Below are 20712 nucleotides of genomic sequence, written 5' to 3' on the forward strand. Positions count from 1 at the left end.
TGTGACAATTGTCATTTTTGAGATGACATTTATCAGCCCAAGCGTGTGACAATCGAGAGTGTGAAAACGCTTAATGACTTGCTAGAATAATAATCAGAGAAGGAGAGATAAAAACTATGAAGTATTTACTACTGGTGAGTCATGGTGGTTTTGCTGAAGGTCTGAAAACATCTCTAGCAATGTTTGCGGGAGATAAAATGGACCAAGTTATCGCTATTGGTTTGAAAGATGGCAAAACAGTTGATGACTTTGCAAAAGACTTTCGACAAGCCATTTCAGGTTTGACAGCTGAAGATTCAGTTGTAGTTCTTGCAGATATTGTTGGCGGAAGCCCACTGACAACAGCTTGCAGTGTCTTGGATGAAGTTGGCAAACTTGATGACGCTATTGTTTTAGGCGGTATGAATTTACCAATGGCAATTACCTCAGCAGTGATGAAAGATATGCTTGAGGGCGATGCTTTTGTTCAAGCTGTGTTGCCAGAAGCTCAAGCGGCTCTTCAAGAATTCAAAATCGTTTCAGACGATGAAGAAGACGATATTTAAGGTAAGGGGAAGAAAAAATGACAGTTTCATTTGTACGTATTGATGACCGTATGATTCACGGTCAAACTGTAACACGTTGGGCAAAAGAATACCCATGCGATGGTTTGATTGCTGTAAACGATGCGGCAGCTAGCAACAAAGTGTTGACACAAGCTTATAAAGGTGCTTCTGATAAGAAAACCTTCGTTTGGTCAGTTGATGCTTTTGGTAAAAAATCACAAAAAGTTTTGGATTCAGATACGCGTTATTTCGTAATTACTAAAAATCCAATTGACATGAAAAAAATCTTGGTGGATCAAGGTTTTGTTCCAAGTGATGTGAAAGAAATCATCGTTGGCCCATGTAACGACCGTCCAGGTGCTGTCAAACTTGGTAACAACCAATCTATCACACAAGAAGAAGCTGATGCGATTGAAGCAATCGAAAAAGCTGGTTACAAAGTGAAATTCCAATTGTTGCCAGACGTTTCAATTGGTTACTGGTCAGATTTCAAATCAAAATTTGGTTATTAATGAGCTAACAAAGTAGCTCTTTGTATCTCGAGCTACGAGCTGTGTCAAAAAGATAGTTTTTTTCTAGAGTCTGGTAACTCTTCGTCAAAAACTCCTATTTTGCCAGTGTTCGTAACGCTCTTTGTATCTTAATATAGGAGAAGAAGTATTATGGCAATTTCTTGGTTTCAAGCAGCTTTGCTAGGGCTGTTTGCATGTTTGTCTTCAATGCCTGGGCTTGGTGGTACAACCATTGGTAACTATACTCTTGGTCGTCCTCTTGTCGGTGGTCTTGTTTGTGGACTTATTCTTGGTGACATTAAAACAGGTGTCATCTGTGGTGTGGCAATGCAATTGGTTTACATTGCGCTTGTAACACCAGGTGGTACAGTTTCAGCCGATGTGCGTGCGGTATCATACATTGGTATTCCTTTGGCAATGGTTGCTATTCATTCACAAGGTTTGTCAGCTGATTCAGCTGATGCGGCTAACTTGGCTAAATCAATGGGTACTCTTGTTGGTACTGTTGGTACTGTTCTTTTCTACGGAACAGCTACAATGAACCTTGTTTGGCAACATATCGGTTGGCGTGCTGTTGAAAAAGGAAACTTCAAACAACTTTACAAAGTTGACTGGCTCTATCCTTGGGTATCACACATTGTCTTCTCATTTGTTCCAACTTTGATTATGTGTAAACTTGGTGCGACAGCTGTTACAGCAATGAAAGATGCTCTTCCAATGGATGGTATCCCAATGAAAACCCTCTTCACAGTTGGTGCTTTGCTACCATGTGTCGGAATTGCCATTCTTTTGAAACAAATTGTTGAAAAAGTGACTGACTTCATCCCATTCTTTGTTGGTTTCACTTTGGCAGCTTCACTTGGTTTGAACTTGGTATCATGTGCAGTGATTTCATTGATTTTTGCGGTATTGTTCTACGAACTTGAAATGGCAAAACACGTAAAAGCGACTGCTGCAGTAGATGATTTTGATGACGATGATGAGGAGGATATCTAAGATGGCTCAAAAGAAATTAACTAAAAAAACCTTGATGAAATCTTTCCATCATTGGTACTATGGTAACTTGACATGTTTCTCACAAGAACACATGCAAACCTTTGGTTACTTGACATCAATGCTTCCAATCGTAGAAGAATTGTATGACAAGAAAGAAGACCAAGCGCGCTCAATGCAAACTTACACAGCATTCTTCAATACTGAACCTCAACTTGGTGCCCTTATCGTTGGTATCACAGCAGGGCTTGAAGAAGCGCGTGCTAATGGTTCTGAAGAAGTCGATGATGAAACCATCAATGGTCTTCGTGCAGGGCTTATGGGACCAGTAGCTGGTATCGGTGATTCACTTGTCGTTGGTACTTTGATTCCAGTTATCTTGGGTATCGCTCTTGGTCTTTCGACTGGTGGCTCACCAATCGGTGCTATCTTCTACATTCTTGTGTGGAACTTGCTTGCTTATTTTGGTATGAAATTTGCCTACTTCAAAGGATATGAACTCGGTGATAAAGCCGTTGAATTCCTAGTTGGTGCTCAAGGTCAAGCCATTCGTAAAGCTGTCTCAATCGTCGGTGGTATGGTTGTCGGTGGTGTTGCCGCAACTTGGGTATCAGTTAAAACATCATTCCAACTTGGTAGTGCCAAACACCCTTACTTGGTACTTCAAGATAAATTGGATGCTGTTTACCCAGGATTCTTAACAGCACTATTTATCGTCTTTTGCTGGTGGTTGATGGCTAAGAAAAACATCTCACCAATCAAAGTAATGCTTCTTTTAGTAGTCATTGCCTTTGTCGGTGTTCTTGTCGGATTCTTCAATCCAGGTCTATCTTACTAATCCAGCAGATATTGAAGGGAATTATTATGACAAAATCAGAATTAATCAGAGGTTATGAAACTGAAATAGTTTATCAAAAACACATGCTTGAAAATTTAGGCCGTTGGATGACCTTATTTCTAGCAGTAACGAGTTTAGGATTCTTACTCATTTATTTCTTTAACAAACACATCATTTTGCTAATTCTCGGTTTTGTCTTAATGATTTCTGGAAGTATAGGAATGCTGTTATTTGGTTACGGCATATACCATGGCAAAAAGAACGTTGCCAAGGTTATCGATGATTTTGAAACAAAACTCCAATCGTTTTAAATTTAATTGTGTAAACTCTTTTTAAAAACTATTCTAAAATAACAATACAAAAAATTACAATACTTACTCAAACACTCAACATGAAAAAGTTTCTAGCAGATAATCTCCGTGCTAGGAACTTTTTTATGGTTTATTTTTCTGAATTTTAAAAATATATTGACAAAATATCAAAATAAGGGTAGACTAGTTTACAATCAAAAACAATTGATGCAAGTCAATACCTAGCACTCATTGATTTGTTATTCTTAACAGGAGAGAAAGTATGCTTAATTTAACGTCTATAACGACTGAAAAACTGAATCGATACTATTACTTTAGTTTCTTTAGATAGACGTTTGTAGCCATCATGGATGCAAACGTCACCTGCGTTTGTATCTATGAAGCTAAAGCATTTTGCCTGTTTTGAAAAGCCGATTAGATACTCAAAAATCTAACTGGCTTTTAAGTGTTTCTACTTTTTTTGCATACGCGTAAAAACCAGTTAGTTTTTTGAACTAGCTGGTTTTTGTTGTGATTGATTTAGGGGAAATCCCTAATGGTGATATTAGGTTAGCTTGTCTAGCGCACGCTTTAGACAAGTGAGTAAAAAGTAGAGGAAGGTAAATTATGAAAAAAGGTTTAACGGCTTTAATGGCAGTTATGTTAGCTGCCCTCACCTTAGCAGGGTGTTCGTCAAGCAAAAACGCAAGCAAAGATGTTGTCCATCTTGGCATTCTCCAATATGTGGAGCATCCATCTTTAACGGCTGCACGCAAAGGTTTTGTAGATGAATTAAAAAAAGAAGGTTATGTTGATGGTAAGAATCTTAAGCTAGATTATGAAAATGCTCAAGGTGACCAGTCTAACCTTCAAACCATTTCAACTAACTTGATTTCTAACAATGATTTGGTTCTAGGGATTGCCACTCCAGCAGCGCAGACTTTGTCAAATCTGTCATCAGATGTTCCTGTGGTCTTTACAGCCGTTACTGACCCTGTGTCAGCTAAATTAGTGGATACCATGGAAAAACCAGCTGGTATTGCGACAGGAACAAGTGATATGTCACCTATTTCAAAACAGGTTGAATTGCTGCAAAAAGTTATGCCTGATGTGAAAAAAGTTGGGATTATGTACACAACTAATGAACGTAATTCAGAAGTTCAAGTTGAAGAAGCGCAAAAAGAATTTGCTAAAGCAGGCATTGATGTCATTACCAAAGGGATTTCATCAACTAATGATGTTCAAGATACAGCTAAAAGCTTAATGAGTCAAACACAAGTTCTTTTCATCCCAACAGATAATATGATTGTCAGTGCCATTTCACTACTTACAGAACTATCAAAAGAAATGAAAGTTCCAGTTGTTGGTGGCTCTGCAGACGTAGTTGACCAAGGCGTCCTTTTCACTTACGGTGCCAATTACGAGGCGCTTGGTCGTCAAACAGCTAAATTAGCTGTTCGCATTATCAAGGGTGAAGATGTCAGCCAAGTAGCAGCAGAATATCCAAAAGCTCTTAATGTAGTAGCTAACGATGACATGGCAAAAACACTTGGCATTGACTTAAGTAGCATTGAAAATGAAGCAACTAAAGCATCGACTGATGATAGTGAAAAGACAAATACGCAGGCAAGTAGCACTGCTAAAGCAAATCCGACAAAAACATCAAATAAGTCAGCTAAAAAAGCTTCAAATGCTTGGATTGATATCATTTTAACAGCTATTTCACAAGGTCTCTTGTGGGCTATCATGGCTATAGGTGTGTTTATTACTTTCCGCATTTTGGACATTGCTGACCTTTCTGCTGAAGGATCATTCCCACTTGGTGCAGCTTCAACAGCTATCATGATTGTTAATGGCATTAATCCATTGCTTGCGACTATTGGTGGTTTTGTGGCTGGGATGTTAGCTGGAGCCGTTGCTGGTTTCTTGCATACCAAGATGAAAATTCCAGCACTTTTAACAGGGATTATCGTGTTGACAGCTCTTTACTCAGTTAACCTTTTGGTTCTTGGTAGTGCCAATGTTTCCCTAGCGGGTCAAACGACTTTGGTTACAGTCCTCACATCAGCGCTCAATCTGTCAAAACTATACGCTGTGATTTTGATTGGTGTGATCTTTGTGGCTCTGGTGATTTTACTACTTGTCGTCTTGTTGAACACACAAATGGGACTCGCTCTTCGTGCGACAGGTGATAATCTTGCCATGGGGGAAGCTAACGGGATTAAAGTTGACCGTATGAAAATTCTTGGCTACATGATTTCAAATGGTTTGATTGCTCTTGCTGGTTCACTCTTAGCGCAAAATAACGGCTACGCTGATATGAATATGGGAACAGGAACAATCGTCAACGGTCTGGCTTCTATTATTCTTGCAGAAGTGATTGTCAAATACTTGCCACTTGGCAAACGTCTCTGGTCAATCGTTCTTGGATCAATCTTGTACCGTTTGGTTCTTGTCATTATCTTAGCCATGAACGTAGACGCACAAATGCTTAAACTAGCTTCGGCAGTCCTTCTTGCATTGATTCTTTATGTTCCAGAAATTCGCAACAAACTTCACATCAAACCCTCAAAAACATTGACACCAGGAGGTAACGACTAATGGCACTTTTAAGCTTATCAAATATTCATAAAACCTTTGAAAAAGGGACAGTTAACGAAAATCACGTTTTGCGTGGCTTGAACTTGGACATTGAACAAGGTGATTTTATCTCAGTTATCGGGGGAAATGGTGCTGGTAAATCTACTTTGATGAACTCTATCGCAGGTGTGGTTGAGATTGACGAAGGAGATATTGTCCTAGATGGTCAATCCATTCGCAAAGCATCAGTTGCCGCACGTTCAAAAGACATTAGCCGTGTCTTCCAGGACCCACGAATGGGAACGGCAACTAATCTAACCATTGAAGAAAATATGGCCATTGCTTACCGTCGTGGCAAAAAGCGTAGCTTTTTCAAAAAATCAGTTACAGAAGCAGAACGTCAACTTTTCAAAGAGAAATTGGCTGAGCTAGGATTGGGACTAGAAAACCGTATGAAAACCGATGCAGCTTTCCTATCAGGTGGTCAACGTCAAGCTTTGACCCTTGCTATGGCAACCTTGGTACGTCCAAAAGTGCTTCTTCTTGACGAACACACTGCAGCCCTTGATCCCAAAACAAGCGATATGGTCATGCAGTTGACTAAAAAAGTCGTCGAGGAACAAGAGCTCACAACCTTGATGATTACCCATAATATGGAACATGCTATTGAGTATGGTAACCGTTTGGTTATGCTCTATCACGGAAAAATCGTCGTGGACGTTCGTGGCGAAGAAAAGAAAAATCTGACCGTCGCACAACTTATGGACCTCTTCCACAAAAACAGTGGTCAAGTCCTAAACGACGATGCCTTGGTGTTGGGGTAAAAGAAGTGATTGAAAAACTAGAGATACTCTAGTTTTTTTACTTAGAAAAGATGGTACAAAATGCTTGATTTTGCAATATTTGCTTGACATAGAAAACGTTTTTAGTAGGATATATGACAAGGAGGAGATTTATGTTTAATAAATTAAAAGCATTATTTAAAAATAAAAGTGTGGAAATAAAATCAGAGACACAAGAAGAGCGAATGACAAGAATAGCTAGAGAAATTGCTGACTTATCTGAAGTCTATGTTATATTATCAACTAGTCAGGCTGATATGCAAAATGGGTTAAGTATTCCTTATGTTGGAATTCATGAAGGTTCAAAAATCCTTTTCTTTTTTAATAGCTATGAAAAAGCTAAAAATTATTTGGATAAAAATGGTTATGAAGTTTTAGAAGGTATCCATGCCATCGGAAAATTGACGAAGGATGCTCCGCTTCATTCTTTTCAAAATGTTTTAAATATCGCTTGGGGATTGGGAGTAGACTGGTTTGATTTTAATCCATTGGAGCCAGATGCTAATGGTTTTAATATTAGTTGGTTTTTACAAGAAACGAAACTGTTGACAGAATTAACTGTTTTGACCAGCGGTGAACAGCTTAAGAAACAGATGGAAAACGGTGCTATATCTGCGTCAGTGCCTTTGCATTTTAATCCGATTCCCATTGTTAATTTTAAAAATCCATTTGCTATTTCAGAAGAAAGAGAAAAACAATTGCAGCAAGGCATTTTTGCAGATTATGGAGACCTTAATGAAACTGTCATTCATTACTACGAACAGCGTTCTCTTTGTGAAAATTGTTATTTAGTCGAATTTTTAAATATGTTTATGATGCCAAAAGCTCGAGAAATGCAAAAAGAAGACGATTTGGAGTATTTTGAATATATTCGCTCAATTGTACAAATTGCTATTGAGATGGATTTGCCAAGTCAAAAACTTTTCCTACTGAAAGAAAAAGCAACACAAGAACTTCTTATTCGTGATAAGAAATTATATGTATTGTATACCGATTTATTTAAATATATGGGACATTACGATTATCAACCAACAACATTAGCAGAAGTGGCTGAGATTATTAGAAAAAAACAAATTGAAAATATTTGTGTAACCAATGGACCTGGTCCAGTTGCTTTAATTCCTGCTAAAGGGATTGAAAAAGATTATTAGTTAATCAATAAATTTTAAATAAAAAAACAACTTAGATGACTTAGTGTCTAAGTTGTTTTTTAGTGTTTTTTTCTTGACTATTTTTGACCAAGTGTTAGAATAGTTTTTGTAGACATTAGCACTCTAATGTAAGGAGTGCTAACAACAATAAAAATATTGGAGGCAAAAGCATGTTGAAACCATTAGGTGACCGTGTGGTCTTGAAAGTTGAAGAAGAAAAAGAACAAACAGTTGGTGGTTTTGTCCTTGCTGGCGCAGGCAAAGAAAGCACACAAACGGCAACTGTTGTAGCTGTTGGTACTGGTGCCCGTACATTGACAGGTGAATTGGTCGCACCAAGTGTTGCAGCTGGAGATAAAGTGATTATTGAAACTGGTGCAGGTGTCGAAGTGAAAGATGGTGACGACACAGTTACTATCGTTCGTGAAGCAGAAATTTTAGCTGTATTAGCATAAGATAGATTAACAAAATAGTAGCTTTTAGTTACTTAGAATGTAGATAAACTAAAATTAATTATTTGTTGCAGTTGAATTTTAGGATTATTTGCGAGCGAAGCGAGCAATAAAACGATACTTTCTGCTGTGGTGAAAGTGGCTGAAATAGTAATAAATCGGCCACCCGGAAGTTTTGAGACTCTCGGCTCAAAACTTAGGCATGGAATTCCTTGGATTCCTTCAACAGTCCACTGGACTGTCGAACCTGCCGACCGTACCACCTAAAGAAAGTATCAGAAAAAGGTCTTGTCTTCAACCTAGATAGCTTTTAGCTACTTAGTTTTATTTGGAATATATAATAGAAATCAAATAGAGGAATAGATATGGCAAAAGATATTAAATTTTCATCAGATGCACGCGCAAGTATGATGCGTGGGGTAGATATTTTAGCAGATACAGTTAAAGTAACCTTAGGCCCTAAAGGTCGTAACGTTGTTCTTGAAAAATCATTTGGTTCACCACTTATCACTAATGATGGTGTGACAATTGCCAAAGAAATCGAACTAGAAGACCACTTTGAAAACATGGGTGCAAAATTGGTTTCAGAAGTTGCTTCTAAAACAAATGACATCGCTGGTGACGGTACAACAACTGCCACAGTGTTGACACAAGCTATCGTTCGCGAAGGTCTTAAAAACGTGACTGCTGGTGCTAACCCAATCGGTATTCGTCGTGGTATTGAAGCAGCTGTTAAAGTAGCTGTTGACGAATTGAAATCAATCGCTCAACCAGTTGCTAACAAAGAAGCTATTGCCCAAGTCGCTGCTGTTTCATCACGTTCTGAAAAAGTTGGTGAATACATCTCAGAAGCCATGGAAAAAGTGGGTAATGACGGTGTTATCACAATTGAAGAATCACGTGGTATGGAAACAGAACTTGATGTTGTTGAAGGTATGCAATTTGACCGTGGATACCTTTCACAATACATGGTTACTGACAACGAAAAAATGGTTGCTGACCTTGAAAATCCATACATCTTGATTACAGATAAGAAAATCTCAAACATCCAAGATATCTTGCCACTTCTTGAAGAAGTGCTTAAAACAAGCCGTCCACTTCTTATCATCGCTGATGACGTTGATGGCGAAGCTCTTCCAACACTTGTTCTTAACAAAATCCGTGGTACATTCAACGTTGTAGCTGTTAAAGCTCCAGGATTTGGTGATCGTCGTAAAGCAATGCTTGAAGATATCGCTATTTTGACTGGTGCTACAGTGATTACAGAAGATCTTGGTCTTGAGTTGAAAGATGCTAACATGGCAGCTCTTGGTCAAGCAGCTAAAGTAACTGTTGATAAAGACAGCACAGTTATCGTTGAAGGTGCTGGTGATGCAGATGCTATCGCTAACCGTGTCAACGTGATTAAATCACAACTTGTTTCAACAACATCAGAATTTGACCGCGAAAAACTTCAAGAACGTTTGGCTAAATTAGCTGGTGGTGTTGCAGTTATCAAAGTTGGTGCTGCTACAGAAACAGCTCTTAAAGAAATGAAATTGCGTATTGAAGATGCCCTTAACGCAACACGTGCCGCTGTTGAAGAAGGTATCGTTGCTGGTGGTGGTACTGCCCTTGTTAACGTTATTTCTAAAGTTGCTGAACTTGAACTTGACGGTGATGAAGCTACAGGTCGTAACATCGTTCTTCGCGCTCTTGAAGAACCCGTTCGTCAAATTGCCTTCAACGCTGGTTACGAAGGTTCAGTTATTATTGAACGTTTGAAAAACTCAGAAGTTGGTACAGGATTCAACGCTGCTAACGGTGAATGGGTGAACATGGTTGAAGCTGGTATTATTGACCCAGTTAAAGTAACCCGTTCAGCTCTTCAAAATGCTGCTTCAGTCGCAAGCCTTATTCTTACAACAGAAGCAGTTGTAGCTAACCATCCAGAACCTGCTGCAAGCACACCAGCAGCTCCTGGCATGGATCCATCAATGATGGGCGGATTCTAATCCAAAATTCGAATAGATTAATTAGAAAGAACACCTCAAGCGAGGTGTTCTTTTTGTTGATTATGTGATTTATTTATCTAAAAAGAATTTGATATAATTAAAAAAAGCAATTTTTTAGAAAGAGGGGTGTGTTATCGTGGATGAAAAAGAAATGATGAGCTTAGGCGAGCTATATCGTGAATTACGCATGGCGCGGGGCTTAAAGTTAAAAGATGTTGCTGGTCAGAAGTTGTCAGTTTCGCAGTTATCAAAGTTTGAAAATGGGCAAAGCATGCTTACAGCAGACAAACTTTTAGTGGCGATTTCAGCGATTCACATGAGCTTTTCAGAATTTGGACACGCCCTGAATCATTATCAAGAAAGTTTTTATTTTAGACTTGGAAACCAGTTGGCTAATTTACAAGTGGCTGGTGATATTGAAGGCCTTAAAGAGGTGCTGAAAAATTTTGAAGCTGACGAAAATTTTGATACCTATAATCGTTTGACGAGGATTGATATTGTCAGTGCTATTTATGCCCTTGATCCAAGTTATGAGATTAAAGAAGATGATAAGCAATTTTTGACGCAATATCTCTATAGCATCGAACAATGGACAGAGTATGAACTTTATCTTTTTGGAAACACCATGTCGATTTTATCTGATGCTGATTTGATTTTCTTAGGAAGAGCGCTTGCTGAACGTAATGAATTTTATCTGTCACTTCCTCAACATAAAAAAGCTGCGCAGTTGACCTTTATTAATATTATCTTGGCTTTGATTGAGCGTAATCAGCTTTACTACACGACTTATTTTATGACTAAGTTGGAAAGTATGATTAATTATCAAGACATGTTTACCGTAGTGTTTTTAACCTTTTTAAAAGATACCTTGGCTTATTTGAAAGGTGAGACTGATGATGTTCAACCGATGAGAGAATGTATTGAAATGGTTGAAAAATTAGGAAATGCCACCATGGCTAAACTCTTAGAGGAACATTTGGAACAATTTATTAAATGATATAAATAATAAAAATTGAAGGATTAAACTTTCCGTTTTTTATTAGAGTGAACAGACTTTGGATTAAAAAGGCCAGAATAAGAAGTGCTATTAATAAAAAAATTTTCTTAGGCATATAATGACCTCCTATGTCCTTATTGTACCGTAAAAAATAGGGAGATTTTAAAATTATCATATATGAAAAAACAAAAATTGAATTTTCATATTTGCGAATTTCTTATAAGTGCTTTTTTCCGTGGTATATTATATTCGTAAGTATTTTAAGGAGTACTTACAGAGCGATATTAGTTTTGGTTAGGCAAGATGTTTTACATGTGGATAAATCAATTGTTTGGGAGCTTTTGATTTTTGGGAGTCATGTGTAATGGAAAGTATTGCTCTAAAGGGATGGATTTTTATCCAGGAGAGTTAGCATTATGCTAATCATGACATCTGAATCTTCGGATTGAGATGTATAAGTCATATCTTTTTTTCTTATTGAGCGACACCGTCTGTAGTATTAGTAGTATTATGCGTTCAATTACAAAAATTAGTACATTTCCGAGAGGTATGACATGAGATAGGGTTTATTGAGAGTGTTTTAGCTAGGTGATTGTTCACACCAAAAACGACTGATAACTCGCTAATCATTCTGATAACCTGTTTTACTTCGACATCGTATTTTCAGTTGGGGGCAGCTGAAAATATGTTGGTGCAGCTTGACTGTATAACTTTCTGAAAAGACTGACAGCTACACTAAAAAACTTAGGAGAAAGCAAACCTTTTTGATTTGGTAAGGTTTGCTTTTTTCTTTGGTAAAGTTATAAAATAATCGTAAAAAAGACCTGTCTGTAGTATACTAAAGGTAAGAAATGTTGGTTTAGTTTTATATATGCTTACTGTATGAAGGGAGTAGGCTTATGATGTTTTGGTTAGGTGTTGCAGGCGCGGTTTTAGGTGCTGTTTATCTTGTTATTGTGGATAACAAAGATGATTTCTGAAAAGTAAAAGGTGGCCTTTTGAGCCGCCTTTTTTAGGTGTAACATGGTGTGATTTTTTTGTAATGGTAGCTTAAAAAGTTTTTGGTATAATAATGATTTAAGATTTGATAGGATAGGGAGACTAAAGATGAAAAAGTTTAAACACACGCTAAAACGAAAAAAAGTCTGGATTCCTAGTGTGATTGTGGGAGTGCTACTCTTGGTCTTTGTGGTTTGGGGAAGTTTTCACTACTCTAAAAAACAAGTCATTCGAGATTATGTAGCAGCCTACCAAAAATCTGGGGATACTTTTGACAATATCAAAGGTTATATCGTTTGGGCTGATAACAATGAAAAGGTTACAACTGATGAAGCTAAGTATGCGACATTTACCAAGTTATCACAATCAGAAGCTGACAAGTTAAGTAGAGATTTAACAAAAGCGGACGCTTCTGATGATACTTACGTTAAAAAAATCGGTCGTAAGTTTTTGATTTTTCCAAACTATCGTATTGCTTTGAAACCTTTGGATTTGACCATTAAGACGAATGTAGATAAAGTCGACATTTTGCTCAATAAGAAGAAAGTTGCGCTTAGTGATTCAACTGATTACAGCGTCAAGCTTGAACGCTTGCCAATCGCGGATTACACGGCAAGTATTTCTGGAAAATACAATGGCAAACCAATCGAGTTAAGTAAAGATTACGATGGCAAGGACAAGGTTCTTGATTTATCTGTTACCTTTAAAAACTTTAAGGTGACAAGTAACTTAGTTGATGGTGAGCTTTATTTTGATAACACGCGCGTAGGAACTTTGGAAAATGGTGAGTTCGAAGTCAGTGATTACCCGTTGACAGATTCAGCTAAAGCTTACGTGAAGAAGAAATTTTCAGATGGTGATTTGAAATCACAAAAACAAGCTCTAGCAAGTATCGCTGATGGGGATACGGTTGCTTTGAATGTCGATAATCTTTTGGATAATGAAACAGCTGGAAAAGTCTTGGTATCAGCTTTTGACCAAATGATCTTGTATTTGAACGCTGGGCAAGACTCATCAACGGTATCTACGGTTTTTGAAGACGGCGGCAATAATGACTTTTACAAAGGCTTGAAAGAAAGTATCAAGGCTAAGATGCAAACGGATAGCCGCAAGGCGACAAGTCTAACAGTACCAAATATCACTTTGACTAGTCTATCTCAAGTCGGCAAGGAAACTTATGTGGCAGGATTTACAGCAACTTATGATTTCCACTACGATAAATCGACAGATACTGAAAAGCAAACATCAGGTGAAGTCATCCAAACCTTAGAAGGTAAAGTAACCTTGAAGAAAGCTGGCGCGACTTATGTCGTTGCTAATTCAGGACAAAAGAGCATCACTGTGACCAATGAAGATAATCAAATTAAAGTCGATTCTCTCTTCCCAGAAGCCATGCTTGGCACATGGAAAGTCGATGATAAGAGTGATACGTCATTTACCTTTGAGGCTGATGGGACAATCACTCAAACGACTAAAAATAATAAGAAACAAACTAAGGTTACGGGGATTGAAGACAAAGGAAATAATGTCTATCATTACCTTTACGGGGATGATGCTGACACAAGCGTCTTTGTAGTAAGTGGTTTAGGTGGTGTAGGCGTTAAGTATACTTTCGGTATTAAAGTAGATGGTAACAAGCTTACTCTAGTGGTATGGCAAGCTAATAAAGACGCTGATTTTGATTATAGTAAGCCAATGCTTGGTAGCACTTTGAGTAAAAAATAAGAAAAGAGAGTAGGGGTGTAAAAGTTGATTTATCAACGCATTAGAACCCACTTAATCATTCCGTTTTGCTTATTATAATTGCATAAATAAAGAGGTTGGTGACTTTTGTCCCAACCTCTTAATGTAATCCTGCTTCAAATGTTTTTGACTTGGCTTCAACACTGATTTTTTCAAGAGTAAATGGGTGTGTGAAGCTGAGTTTATGCGCGTGGAGCATGAGACGTTTAGCAGGAATTTTGCTGTATAATGGGTCACCGATGATGGCATGTCCGTGTGCTGACAGATGGACGCGGATTTGGTGCGTGCGTCCCGTTTTTAGACGACATTTGACCAAAGTTCCTTTTTGAAAAACTTTGAGGCGATCAACGATGGTTAGGGCAGTTTGACCATTCTTTCGGTCAACGACACGTTTTCTGCGGTCATGACGGTCACGTCCAATTTTATCTTGAAAGACTTGGTGTTTAGGTTCAAATTTTCCTTGAGCTAGTGCCCAATATTCACGTGAAATGTCTTTGTTTTCAAGCAGACGATTTAGAATTGGCAGAACAAAAGGATTTTTAGCAAACATAACAGCGCCACTCGTTTCCATATCTAAGCGGTGAATGACGTAGCATGTTTTTCCGACATAGGCTGACACATGGTTGAGTAGAGCAATTTCATTTGGCTCGTTGCCGTGTGTCTTCATGCCTTCAGGTTTGTTGACAATGATGAGATGCTCATCTTGGTAAAGACATTCAACTAACTTGCTATCACCAAATGGAATCGTTTTTTGTGGGTAATCGTCGTCATCAAAAGTTAGCTGGATAGTGTCGCCTGTTTTGACCAAGCTCTGCCAGTTGATATTTTCCCCATTAATCAGTAAGTGTTTTTTGGTGCGTAAAAAATGGCGAATTTTTCGCGGAATCAGTAAATGCTCTTCTAATAGTTCCTTAACTGTGCTATCTGGATAAGGATTTTTAAGCGTATATGTTAAAGTCATAGCTCTATTATAGCATGAGTGCGCAAAAAAACGCACCTTATGGCGCGCTTAGATTTACTTGTCTTTAGCCTCGTTTTCGTGTAGCCAATCGTGGTATTTTTCCAAAAGGTTAACTGCCATTTGAGTTGCGACAGCCATTGAGTAAGCTTCAGTGCCTTCGGCTTCACTTTCTGAAACTTCGATTTTTGTTTCGTCGTAAACGGCTTTTAAACTATCGTGTGACAATGTTTTTTTGAATGCTTCGAATCCTTTGTTCATGGTAAAATCCTTTCTAATACTCGTTCAAGTATCGTGGACAATTGTGACAACCAGATAAGTTGTGAGCGTTTTTATTGATACTTTTATTTTACCACAAAAGAGATGAAAACGTTGTAATCAAGATGAAATCCCTTTTCATCTGACGTTTTTCAAAAGAACTGTTATAATGTGGTTATGACAAAATTTAAAATGATTAAAGAAAAGCTTCTTTCTTTTTTCAAATCAGAAAAAGAAGAAGTACCTTTCAAGAATCACACCAGTCAGGAAAGTGATAATGATTATCTGGCTGATGACTTAAGTGACTTTGAAACTGAAAAGACTGAGGAGCAGACAGCTCCAACCTACCAACGTAGTAAAGGGTATCACGAAAAAGCAAAGAAGCAGCCGGCTTGGTTGCAAAAGCTTTCGCGTTTTATGCCGTCGCCTAAGAATCCTATTAGACGTTTCTGGCGTCGTTACCGAGTTGGAAAAATCTTACTCATTTTGGTTGGTATTGGTGTTTTAGCCATTGGCTCTTACCTTTTTGCCGTTGCCAAATCAACCAATGTCTCGGATTTGCAGGACGCATTGAAGGCGACAACTGTTATTTATGATAAAGATGACAATCAAGTTGGTTCGCTTTCAGGGCAAAAAGGGACTTACGTTGAGTTAAACGCCATTAGCGATAACATGAAAAATGCGGTAATTGCAACAGAAGACCGTTCATTTTACAAAAATGGTGGGATTAATTACTCTCGTTTCTTCTTAGCTTTGTTCACCATGGGACGTTTTGGTGGTGGGTCAACCATCACACAACAATTAGCTAAAAATGCTTATCTAAGCCAAGAACAAACGGTCACTCGTAAAGCTAAAGAATTCTTCTTAGCGATTGAATTGACCAAAAAATACAGTAAAGATGATATCTTGACCATGTATTTGAACAATGCTTATTTTGGAAATTCGGTCTGGGGTGTCCAAGATGCCAGCCGCAAGTATTTCGGAACGGACGCTGCCAATCTGACTGTTGAACAATCAGCTATCTTAGCTGGGATGCTAAAAGGTCCTGAAATTTATAACCCTTATTACTCTGTAGAAAATGCGACAAACCGACGCAATACGGTCTTAGGAGTTATGGTTGATGCAGGAAAAATCACACAAGCAGAAGCCAATCAAGCTAAGCAAGTTGATATCGCAAGTGAATTGAACGATACTTATACTGGAAATTCTGATGATTATCAGTACGGTTCATACTTTGATGCGGTTATTCAAGAAGCTGAGAAAAAATATGGCTTGTCTGAAAATGATATCGTCAACAACGGCTATAAGATTTACACAGAATTAGACCAAAACTATCAAGCAAATATGCAGGCTGTTTTTGATAACACGGCTTATTTCCCAGTATCTGATTATGATGGTCAAACAGCCCAAGGAGCTAGTGTTGCCATGGATCCGTCAACTGGTGCGGTTCGTGGTTTGGTTGGACGTGTCAGCCCAAGTTCAGCAACTTTCCGTAGCTTTAACTACGCGACACAAGCCTCACGAAGCCCTGGTTCAACCATTAAACCTCTAGTGGTTTACTCACCAGCTGTTGCTTCAGGTTACGCCATTACGACTGATTTACCAAATACACCTAGGGATTACGATGGTTATTCTCCAACGAACTACGCAGGTATTGAAACAGCAGACCTTCCAATGTATCAAGCTTTGGCAAATTCATACAATATCCCAGCGGTTTACTTACTTCATAAAATCGGTGTTAGCAAGGGAATGAGCTACGGTCAAAAATTTGGTCTTAACATGAAAAATGTTAAGGAAGAATTGGGCGTTGCCCTTGGTGGTGGTGTTACAACCAACCCACTTGAAATGGCTCAAGCTTACGCAACCTTTGCTAATGGTGGTGTAATGCCGAAAGGACATTTGATTACGAAAATTGAAAATGCCAGCGGTGATGTTATTGCGGAATTCAAGCCCTCAACTAAGCGCGTGATTAGCCAATCTGTAGCTAACAAAATGACCAGCATGATGCTTGGAACTTTCTCAAACGGTTCAGCGGTCAACGCCAATGCTTATGGTTACACAATCGCAGGTAAGACTGGGACAGTGGAAGCTAACTTCAATGCTGATTTGACCAGTGACCAGTGGGTTATCGGTTATACGCCAGACGTGGTTATCGCACAGTGGATTGGTTATGATTCGACAGATGAAAATCACTACCTAACTGATGCAAGTTCTGGTACAGCGTCGACAATCTTTAGCGCAGTAGCCAGCAGCATTTTGCCATACACTGCAGGAACAGAATTTACCGTTGAAAATGCTTATAGCCAAAATGGTTATGACTTGGTTTACAGCGCAAATGGTCAAACAGCCACAAGCCAATCATCAAGCTCTGATAACATCCTTGATAAGGTTCAAGAATCAGCTCAAGATGCCGGAGATAAGATTGGCCGTGCGGTTAAAGATGCTTGGGATAACTTCTCAAGTTGGTTCAACAAGCAGACTAACTAAGTCACTTGCCAAGTAGGAAAAAACATGATAAAATAAGGTCTCGGAGGAATTATGGCACAGAAAAAAGCAAGTTTAGCTTGTACAGAATGTGGAAGCCGTAACTACTCTATCGGAGTTAGTAGCAACCCCAAACCTGTACGACTAGAAGTTAATAAATATTGTAAACATTGTAAAAAATACACGCTACACAAAGAAACACGATAATTTGTAGCGGTCATTCTCAGCTTTAGAGTAATGAGCGAGATGATAGAATAAGGAGGAGTCGCCTGTGGCATTCATTAAGGGAGTATTTACGATTTTAAGTGAAACAACTTGGCCAGATCGTAAACAACGTTGGAAAGATTATATCTCTGTACTTGAATATACAGCATTCTTTACCATTGTTATTTTCATTTTCGATAAATTGCTCTCACTGGGAGTGATGGATTTGTTAAATCGATTTTAAAGTACAGCCGTAGCTTTGAGCTACGGTTGTTTATTTTTGTCATTAAAGAGTATAATGGAGCTGAAGTAGCTAATAAAAGTTTTGGGGGTAATGAGCATGATAGCCTTTTTTATGATTTTTCCAGCATTATTTATGATACATGAGATGGAAGAGTTGATTTTTATGCCTGGATTTGTGTCAAGTTTACCAACATCTAAGGTAACTAAAAAAGTTCAAGCTTATTATAGCCCTTTGGTTTTTAATCTTACGGTTTTGGAGCAACTCTTGCTTTTGCTATTGATTTTAGGCATCAGCTATTATAGCAAGCATTTTGGTTTTTATGTGACGGTTATAATTGCTTATATTTATCATATTGTCGGTCATCTTGTGCAAAGCTTGATGTTAAGGAGATACGTTCCAGGCTTGATTGGTGGTATTATAACTGCTGTTATCTCTCTTGCTTTTCTATTTTCTTTTGGCTTAGTTGATTATCATTATTACCTTTATGCACTAGTGACTTTGCTGATTATCTTTGGCAATATCTTGCTGTCTTTTAAAGTGTTAAATCAGCTTCTTTAGCAGTAATTCATTGACAGCGCTAGCGATTTTTCCTATAATAAAATAAAGAAAAACACCCAAGAAGCCTTTAAGGGGCTTTTTTATAATGGAGGAAATTATGTTAGATTCTTTTGATAAAGGTTGGTTTGTGCTACAAACTTACTCTGGTTACGAAAACAAAGTAAAAGAAACTCTTTTGCAACGTGCACAAACTTACAACATGTTGGACAACATCTTGCGTGTTGAAATCCCAACACAAACTGTTAACGTTGAAAAGAACGGTAAAATCAAAGAAGTTGAAGAAAATCGCTTCCCAGGTTATGTTTTGGTTGAAATGGTTATGACAGACGAAGCTTGGTTCGTTGTTCGTAACACTCCAAACGTTACTGGTTTCGTTGGTTCACACGGTAACCGTTCAAAACCAACTCCACTTTTGGAAGAAGAAATCCGTTCAATCCTTATCTCAATGGGACAAACTGTTGATGTCGTTGACACAAACATCAAACCAGGTGATGTGGTTCAAATCATCGATGGTGCTTTCTCTGGTCAAGAAGGACGTGTTGTTGAAATCGAAAACAACAAAGTTAAATTGATGATCAACATGTTCGGAACAGAAACACAAGCTGAATTGGAACTTTACCAAATCGCTGAATTGTAATCATTCTTATTTAAAGAAGCCTCTAAGCTCAGGTAGTTTAGAGGTATTTTTTTATTTAAAAAATTGTATTGTCTTAAAACGTATTCACTTTCAGAGTATCTTGTCTTTCTCTCATTTATCTGCTATATTTAGAATATTACAGGGTGGTTAGAGTTTGCAGTATACTTTGATTTTCAAAGTATTTTTTAACTAAAAATAGATTGAGGAGATTCTTTGTCGTGGATTTTAAAAAAGAATTTGGTCAAAAGGTAAGAGACTTGCGAAAAGAAAAGGGAATGAGTCGACAAAGAGTTTGTGGGATTGAAGATGTGTTGACAACAAGGCAGCTTCAACGAATTGAAAAGGGACAATCTTTACCTACGATTGCAACAGCTGTTTATATTGCTGAGAAGTTGGGAGTTTCTTTGGATAATTTGACGAATAAAGAAGGATTAAAGTTACCAGAAGGTTACATTAATTTACGTTATCAACTTAGGACACTTTACCATTATGGTAATAAGGAGCGACTGTTGCAGCGTGAGAAGATTATTGAGCAGATTTATGACTGCTACTTTGATGATTTACCTGAGGAAGAACAGATTGCTGTTCAAGTTGCTCAAGCTTCAGTCGATATGATTTGTACGGGAAATGCTTCATTTGATCAAGGTTTGTTAGATGAATATTTGGGACAAGCCTGCAAAAAAACACAATTGTCTTTTAATGATGTTGAGATTATTCAATTACGTCTTTTGTCGTTGGCAATCAAAGATTTTGATAAGGTTGAATTTATAGATTTACTTAGCAAGGTGATTTTAGCGGTGAGTTATTTTCCTTTAGCTGATTTGGGTAAAATTCAAGATGTCATTATCTCTGCTGCGGGAATTTTATGTTGCTATGGGGAATATGATTTATTGCCTGATGTAATTGAAGTCTTGCGAGGAATTATGACAAGGCGTAATGATTATAGAGATAATATTTTTGTTTATGCCTTTGAGTGGAAAATCGCTCTTTTTTTGAAACATGATTTTGAGAAAGCGAGAAAAGATTATCAAAAAGCCATTATGATGGCTGATTTGTTGTCGGAAGATTTGATTAAGCAAAATATGCAGCGCGAATGGAAAAAAGACTTAGAGTTCCTAGGTCTGGATAGAAATGACGGAGCCATTTAGAAAAATTTTAGAATCGTGAAAAGAGGCTGAGACAAATGTCTAGCTTCTTATTTTATACAGTTGTAATAAATAAGGGGCAGAGGCTGACTGCTAGTTCTTATTTTGCTTTGCAAAAATTGCGACCAACTTAGTCAACTGTGCGGAGGTGAGACGACGAAATCGAATTTCATTGAAATTACCGATTTCTGTCTCACTCCCTTTTTTCATATGGACATGAATGTCCTCACGTAATTTTATGAAAACGCTATATAATATGTGCTAATAAATATAGAAAGGATGAAGGAT

At 37.9% G+C, this 20712-nt stretch carries 20 protein-coding genes; 18 read left to right on the forward strand and 2 right to left on the reverse strand.

The window, feature by feature from the left end:
* The first annotated feature begins 116 nt into the window (after window positions 1-116).
* The 12 genes from BMX18_RS07250 to BMX18_RS07305 all read left to right on the forward strand — a co-directional run bounded on the left by BMX18_RS07250 (window position 117) and on the right by BMX18_RS07305 (window position 13918).
* Window positions 117-545, forward strand: coding sequence for a PTS sugar transporter subunit IIA (locus tag BMX18_RS07250; protein ID WP_074482733.1), 429 nt, complete (start codon window positions 117-119; stop codon window positions 543-545).
* 17 nt (window positions 546-562) lie between these two features.
* The gene (locus BMX18_RS07255) at window positions 563-1057 is read left to right on the forward strand and encodes a PTS sugar transporter subunit IIB (protein ID WP_074561147.1); all 495 of its coding nucleotides are present in this window, start codon (window positions 563-565) and stop codon (window positions 1055-1057) included.
* Between the two features lie 150 nt (window positions 1058-1207).
* Window positions 1208-2053: a PTS mannose/fructose/sorbose/N-acetylgalactosamine transporter subunit IIC gene (locus BMX18_RS07260; RefSeq protein WP_074561148.1), complete on the forward strand. Its 846-nt coding sequence runs from the start codon at window positions 1208-1210 to the stop codon at window positions 2051-2053.
* 1 nt (window position 2054) lies between these two features.
* On the forward strand, window positions 2055-2888 hold the full coding sequence (locus tag BMX18_RS07265; RefSeq protein WP_074561149.1) for a PTS system mannose/fructose/sorbose family transporter subunit IID: 834 nt from the start codon (window positions 2055-2057) through the stop codon (window positions 2886-2888).
* A gap of 26 nt (window positions 2889-2914) precedes the next feature.
* A complete protein-coding gene (locus BMX18_RS07270) occupies window positions 2915-3199 on the forward strand; it encodes a PTS fructose transporter subunit IA (protein WP_093815842.1) in 285 nt (94 codons plus the stop codon).
* Window positions 3200-3805: 606 nt separating this feature from the next.
* Window positions 3806-5779, forward strand: coding sequence for an ABC transporter substrate binding protein (locus tag BMX18_RS07275; protein ID WP_093815844.1), 1974 nt, complete (start codon window positions 3806-3808; stop codon window positions 5777-5779).
* Complete coding sequence (locus tag BMX18_RS07280; protein ID WP_074869749.1) at window positions 5779-6582, forward strand: ABC transporter ATP-binding protein; 804 nt, start codon at window positions 5779-5781, stop codon at window positions 6580-6582. The genes BMX18_RS07275 and BMX18_RS07280 overlap by 1 nt, the downstream gene beginning before the upstream one ends.
* A 131-nt stretch (window positions 6583-6713) precedes the next feature.
* Window positions 6714-7751, forward strand: coding sequence for a hypothetical protein (locus BMX18_RS07285; protein ID WP_074869752.1), 1038 nt, complete (start codon window positions 6714-6716; stop codon window positions 7749-7751).
* A 170-nt stretch (window positions 7752-7921) separates the two neighbouring features.
* Window positions 7922-8206: a co-chaperone GroES gene (gene groES / locus BMX18_RS07290; protein WP_039697445.1), complete on the forward strand. Its 285-nt coding sequence runs from the start codon at window positions 7922-7924 to the stop codon at window positions 8204-8206.
* A gap of 362 nt (window positions 8207-8568) precedes the next feature.
* On the forward strand, window positions 8569-10197 hold the full coding sequence (gene groL, locus BMX18_RS07295; RefSeq protein WP_039697446.1) for a chaperonin GroEL: 1629 nt from the start codon (window positions 8569-8571) through the stop codon (window positions 10195-10197).
* Between the two features lie 154 nt (window positions 10198-10351).
* Complete coding sequence (locus tag BMX18_RS07300; protein ID WP_093815946.1) at window positions 10352-11194, forward strand: helix-turn-helix domain-containing protein; 843 nt, start codon at window positions 10352-10354, stop codon at window positions 11192-11194.
* 1107 nt (window positions 11195-12301) lie between these two features.
* Window positions 12302-13918, forward strand: a complete 1617-nt coding sequence (locus tag BMX18_RS07305) for a zinc ribbon domain-containing protein (RefSeq protein WP_093815846.1) — start codon at window positions 12302-12304, stop codon at window positions 13916-13918.
* A 118-nt stretch (window positions 13919-14036) separates the two neighbouring features.
* On the opposite strand, the gene BMX18_RS07310 is transcribed toward BMX18_RS07305, so the two are convergent.
* Together BMX18_RS07310 and BMX18_RS07315 are read right to left on the reverse strand one after the other, a co-directional pair.
* Window positions 14037-14897 carry an RluA family pseudouridine synthase gene (locus BMX18_RS07310; protein WP_093815848.1) on the reverse strand — a complete coding sequence of 287 codons (861 nt, stop codon included), beginning with the start codon at window positions 14895-14897 and terminating at the stop codon, window positions 14037-14039.
* 54 nt (window positions 14898-14951) lie between these two features.
* The gene (locus BMX18_RS07315; RefSeq protein WP_020916015.1) at window positions 14952-15155 is read right to left on the reverse strand and encodes a hypothetical protein; all 204 of its coding nucleotides are present in this window, start codon (window positions 15153-15155) and stop codon (window positions 14952-14954) included.
* A gap of 174 nt (window positions 15156-15329) precedes the next feature.
* Here BMX18_RS07315 and pbp2a point away from each other — a divergent pair, with 174 nt between their 5' ends.
* The 6 genes from pbp2a to BMX18_RS07345 all read left to right on the forward strand — a co-directional run bounded on the left by pbp2a (window position 15330) and on the right by BMX18_RS07345 (window position 20427).
* Window positions 15330-17639, forward strand: a complete 2310-nt coding sequence (gene pbp2a, locus BMX18_RS07320; protein ID WP_093815948.1) for a penicillin-binding protein PBP2A — start codon at window positions 15330-15332, stop codon at window positions 17637-17639.
* Window positions 17640-17690: 51 nt separating this feature from the next.
* Entirely contained in the window at window positions 17691-17843 is a 153-nt protein-coding gene (gene rpmG / locus BMX18_RS07325; RefSeq protein ID WP_003067827.1) for a 50S ribosomal protein L33, read from the forward strand.
* Between the two features lie 64 nt (window positions 17844-17907).
* Window positions 17908-18084, forward strand: coding sequence for a preprotein translocase subunit SecE (secE, locus tag BMX18_RS07330; protein ID WP_020916021.1), 177 nt, complete (start codon window positions 17908-17910; stop codon window positions 18082-18084).
* A gap of 111 nt (window positions 18085-18195) precedes the next feature.
* Entirely contained in the window at window positions 18196-18642 is a 447-nt protein-coding gene (locus BMX18_RS07335; RefSeq protein WP_257609278.1) for an HXXEE domain-containing protein, read from the forward strand.
* A 97-nt stretch (window positions 18643-18739) separates the two neighbouring features.
* The gene (nusG, locus tag BMX18_RS07340) at window positions 18740-19279 is read left to right on the forward strand and encodes a transcription termination/antitermination protein NusG (protein WP_074561157.1); all 540 of its coding nucleotides are present in this window, start codon (window positions 18740-18742) and stop codon (window positions 19277-19279) included.
* Between the two features lie 218 nt (window positions 19280-19497).
* Window positions 19498-20427, forward strand: coding sequence for a helix-turn-helix domain-containing protein (locus tag BMX18_RS07345; protein WP_093815851.1), 930 nt, complete (start codon window positions 19498-19500; stop codon window positions 20425-20427).
* Window positions 20428-20712: the final 285 nt, after the last annotated feature.

Origin of the sequence: Streptococcus sp. 45 (assembly GCF_900108865.1) — a bacterium.
GTDB lineage: Bacteria > Bacillota > Bacilli > Lactobacillales > Streptococcaceae > Streptococcus > Streptococcus ruminicola.

Bases quoted from the DNA above. Each gene is read 5' to 3' on its own strand.
- BMX18_RS07250 (WP_074482733.1), top strand. From the start codon at position 117: ATGAAGTATTTACTACTGGTGAGTCATGGTGGTTTTGCTGAAGGTCTG.
- BMX18_RS07255 (WP_074561147.1), top strand. From the start codon at position 563: ATGACAGTTTCATTTGTACGTATTGATGACCGTATGATTCACGGTCAA.
- BMX18_RS07260 (WP_074561148.1), top strand. From the start codon at position 1,208: ATGGCAATTTCTTGGTTTCAAGCAGCTTTGCTAGGGCTGTTTGCATGT.
- BMX18_RS07265 (WP_074561149.1), top strand. From the start codon at position 2,055: ATGGCTCAAAAGAAATTAACTAAAAAAACCTTGATGAAATCTTTCCAT.
- BMX18_RS07270 (WP_093815842.1), top strand. From the start codon at position 2,915: ATGACAAAATCAGAATTAATCAGAGGTTATGAAACTGAAATAGTTTAT.
- BMX18_RS07275 (WP_093815844.1), top strand. From the start codon at position 3,806: ATGAAAAAAGGTTTAACGGCTTTAATGGCAGTTATGTTAGCTGCCCTC.
- BMX18_RS07280 (WP_074869749.1), top strand. From the start codon at position 5,779: ATGGCACTTTTAAGCTTATCAAATATTCATAAAACCTTTGAAAAAGGG.
- BMX18_RS07285 (WP_074869752.1), top strand. From the start codon at position 6,714: ATGTTTAATAAATTAAAAGCATTATTTAAAAATAAAAGTGTGGAAATA.
- groES (WP_039697445.1), top strand. From the start codon at position 7,922: ATGTTGAAACCATTAGGTGACCGTGTGGTCTTGAAAGTTGAAGAAGAA.
- groL (WP_039697446.1), top strand. From the start codon at position 8,569: ATGGCAAAAGATATTAAATTTTCATCAGATGCACGCGCAAGTATGATG.
- BMX18_RS07300 (WP_093815946.1), top strand. From the start codon at position 10,352: ATGAGCTTAGGCGAGCTATATCGTGAATTACGCATGGCGCGGGGCTTA.
- BMX18_RS07305 (WP_093815846.1), top strand. From the start codon at position 12,302: ATGAAAAAGTTTAAACACACGCTAAAACGAAAAAAAGTCTGGATTCCT.
- BMX18_RS07310 (WP_093815848.1), bottom strand. From the start codon at position 14,897: ATGACTTTAACATATACGCTTAAAAATCCTTATCCAGATAGCACAGTT.
- BMX18_RS07315 (WP_020916015.1), bottom strand. From the start codon at position 15,155: ATGAACAAAGGATTCGAAGCATTCAAAAAAACATTGTCACACGATAGT.
- pbp2a (WP_093815948.1), top strand. From the start codon at position 15,330: ATGACAAAATTTAAAATGATTAAAGAAAAGCTTCTTTCTTTTTTCAAA.
- rpmG (WP_003067827.1), top strand. From the start codon at position 17,691: ATGGCACAGAAAAAAGCAAGTTTAGCTTGTACAGAATGTGGAAGCCGT.
- BMX18_RS07335 (WP_257609278.1), top strand. From the start codon at position 18,196: ATGATTTTTCCAGCATTATTTATGATACATGAGATGGAAGAGTTGATT.
- nusG (WP_074561157.1), top strand. From the start codon at position 18,740: ATGTTAGATTCTTTTGATAAAGGTTGGTTTGTGCTACAAACTTACTCT.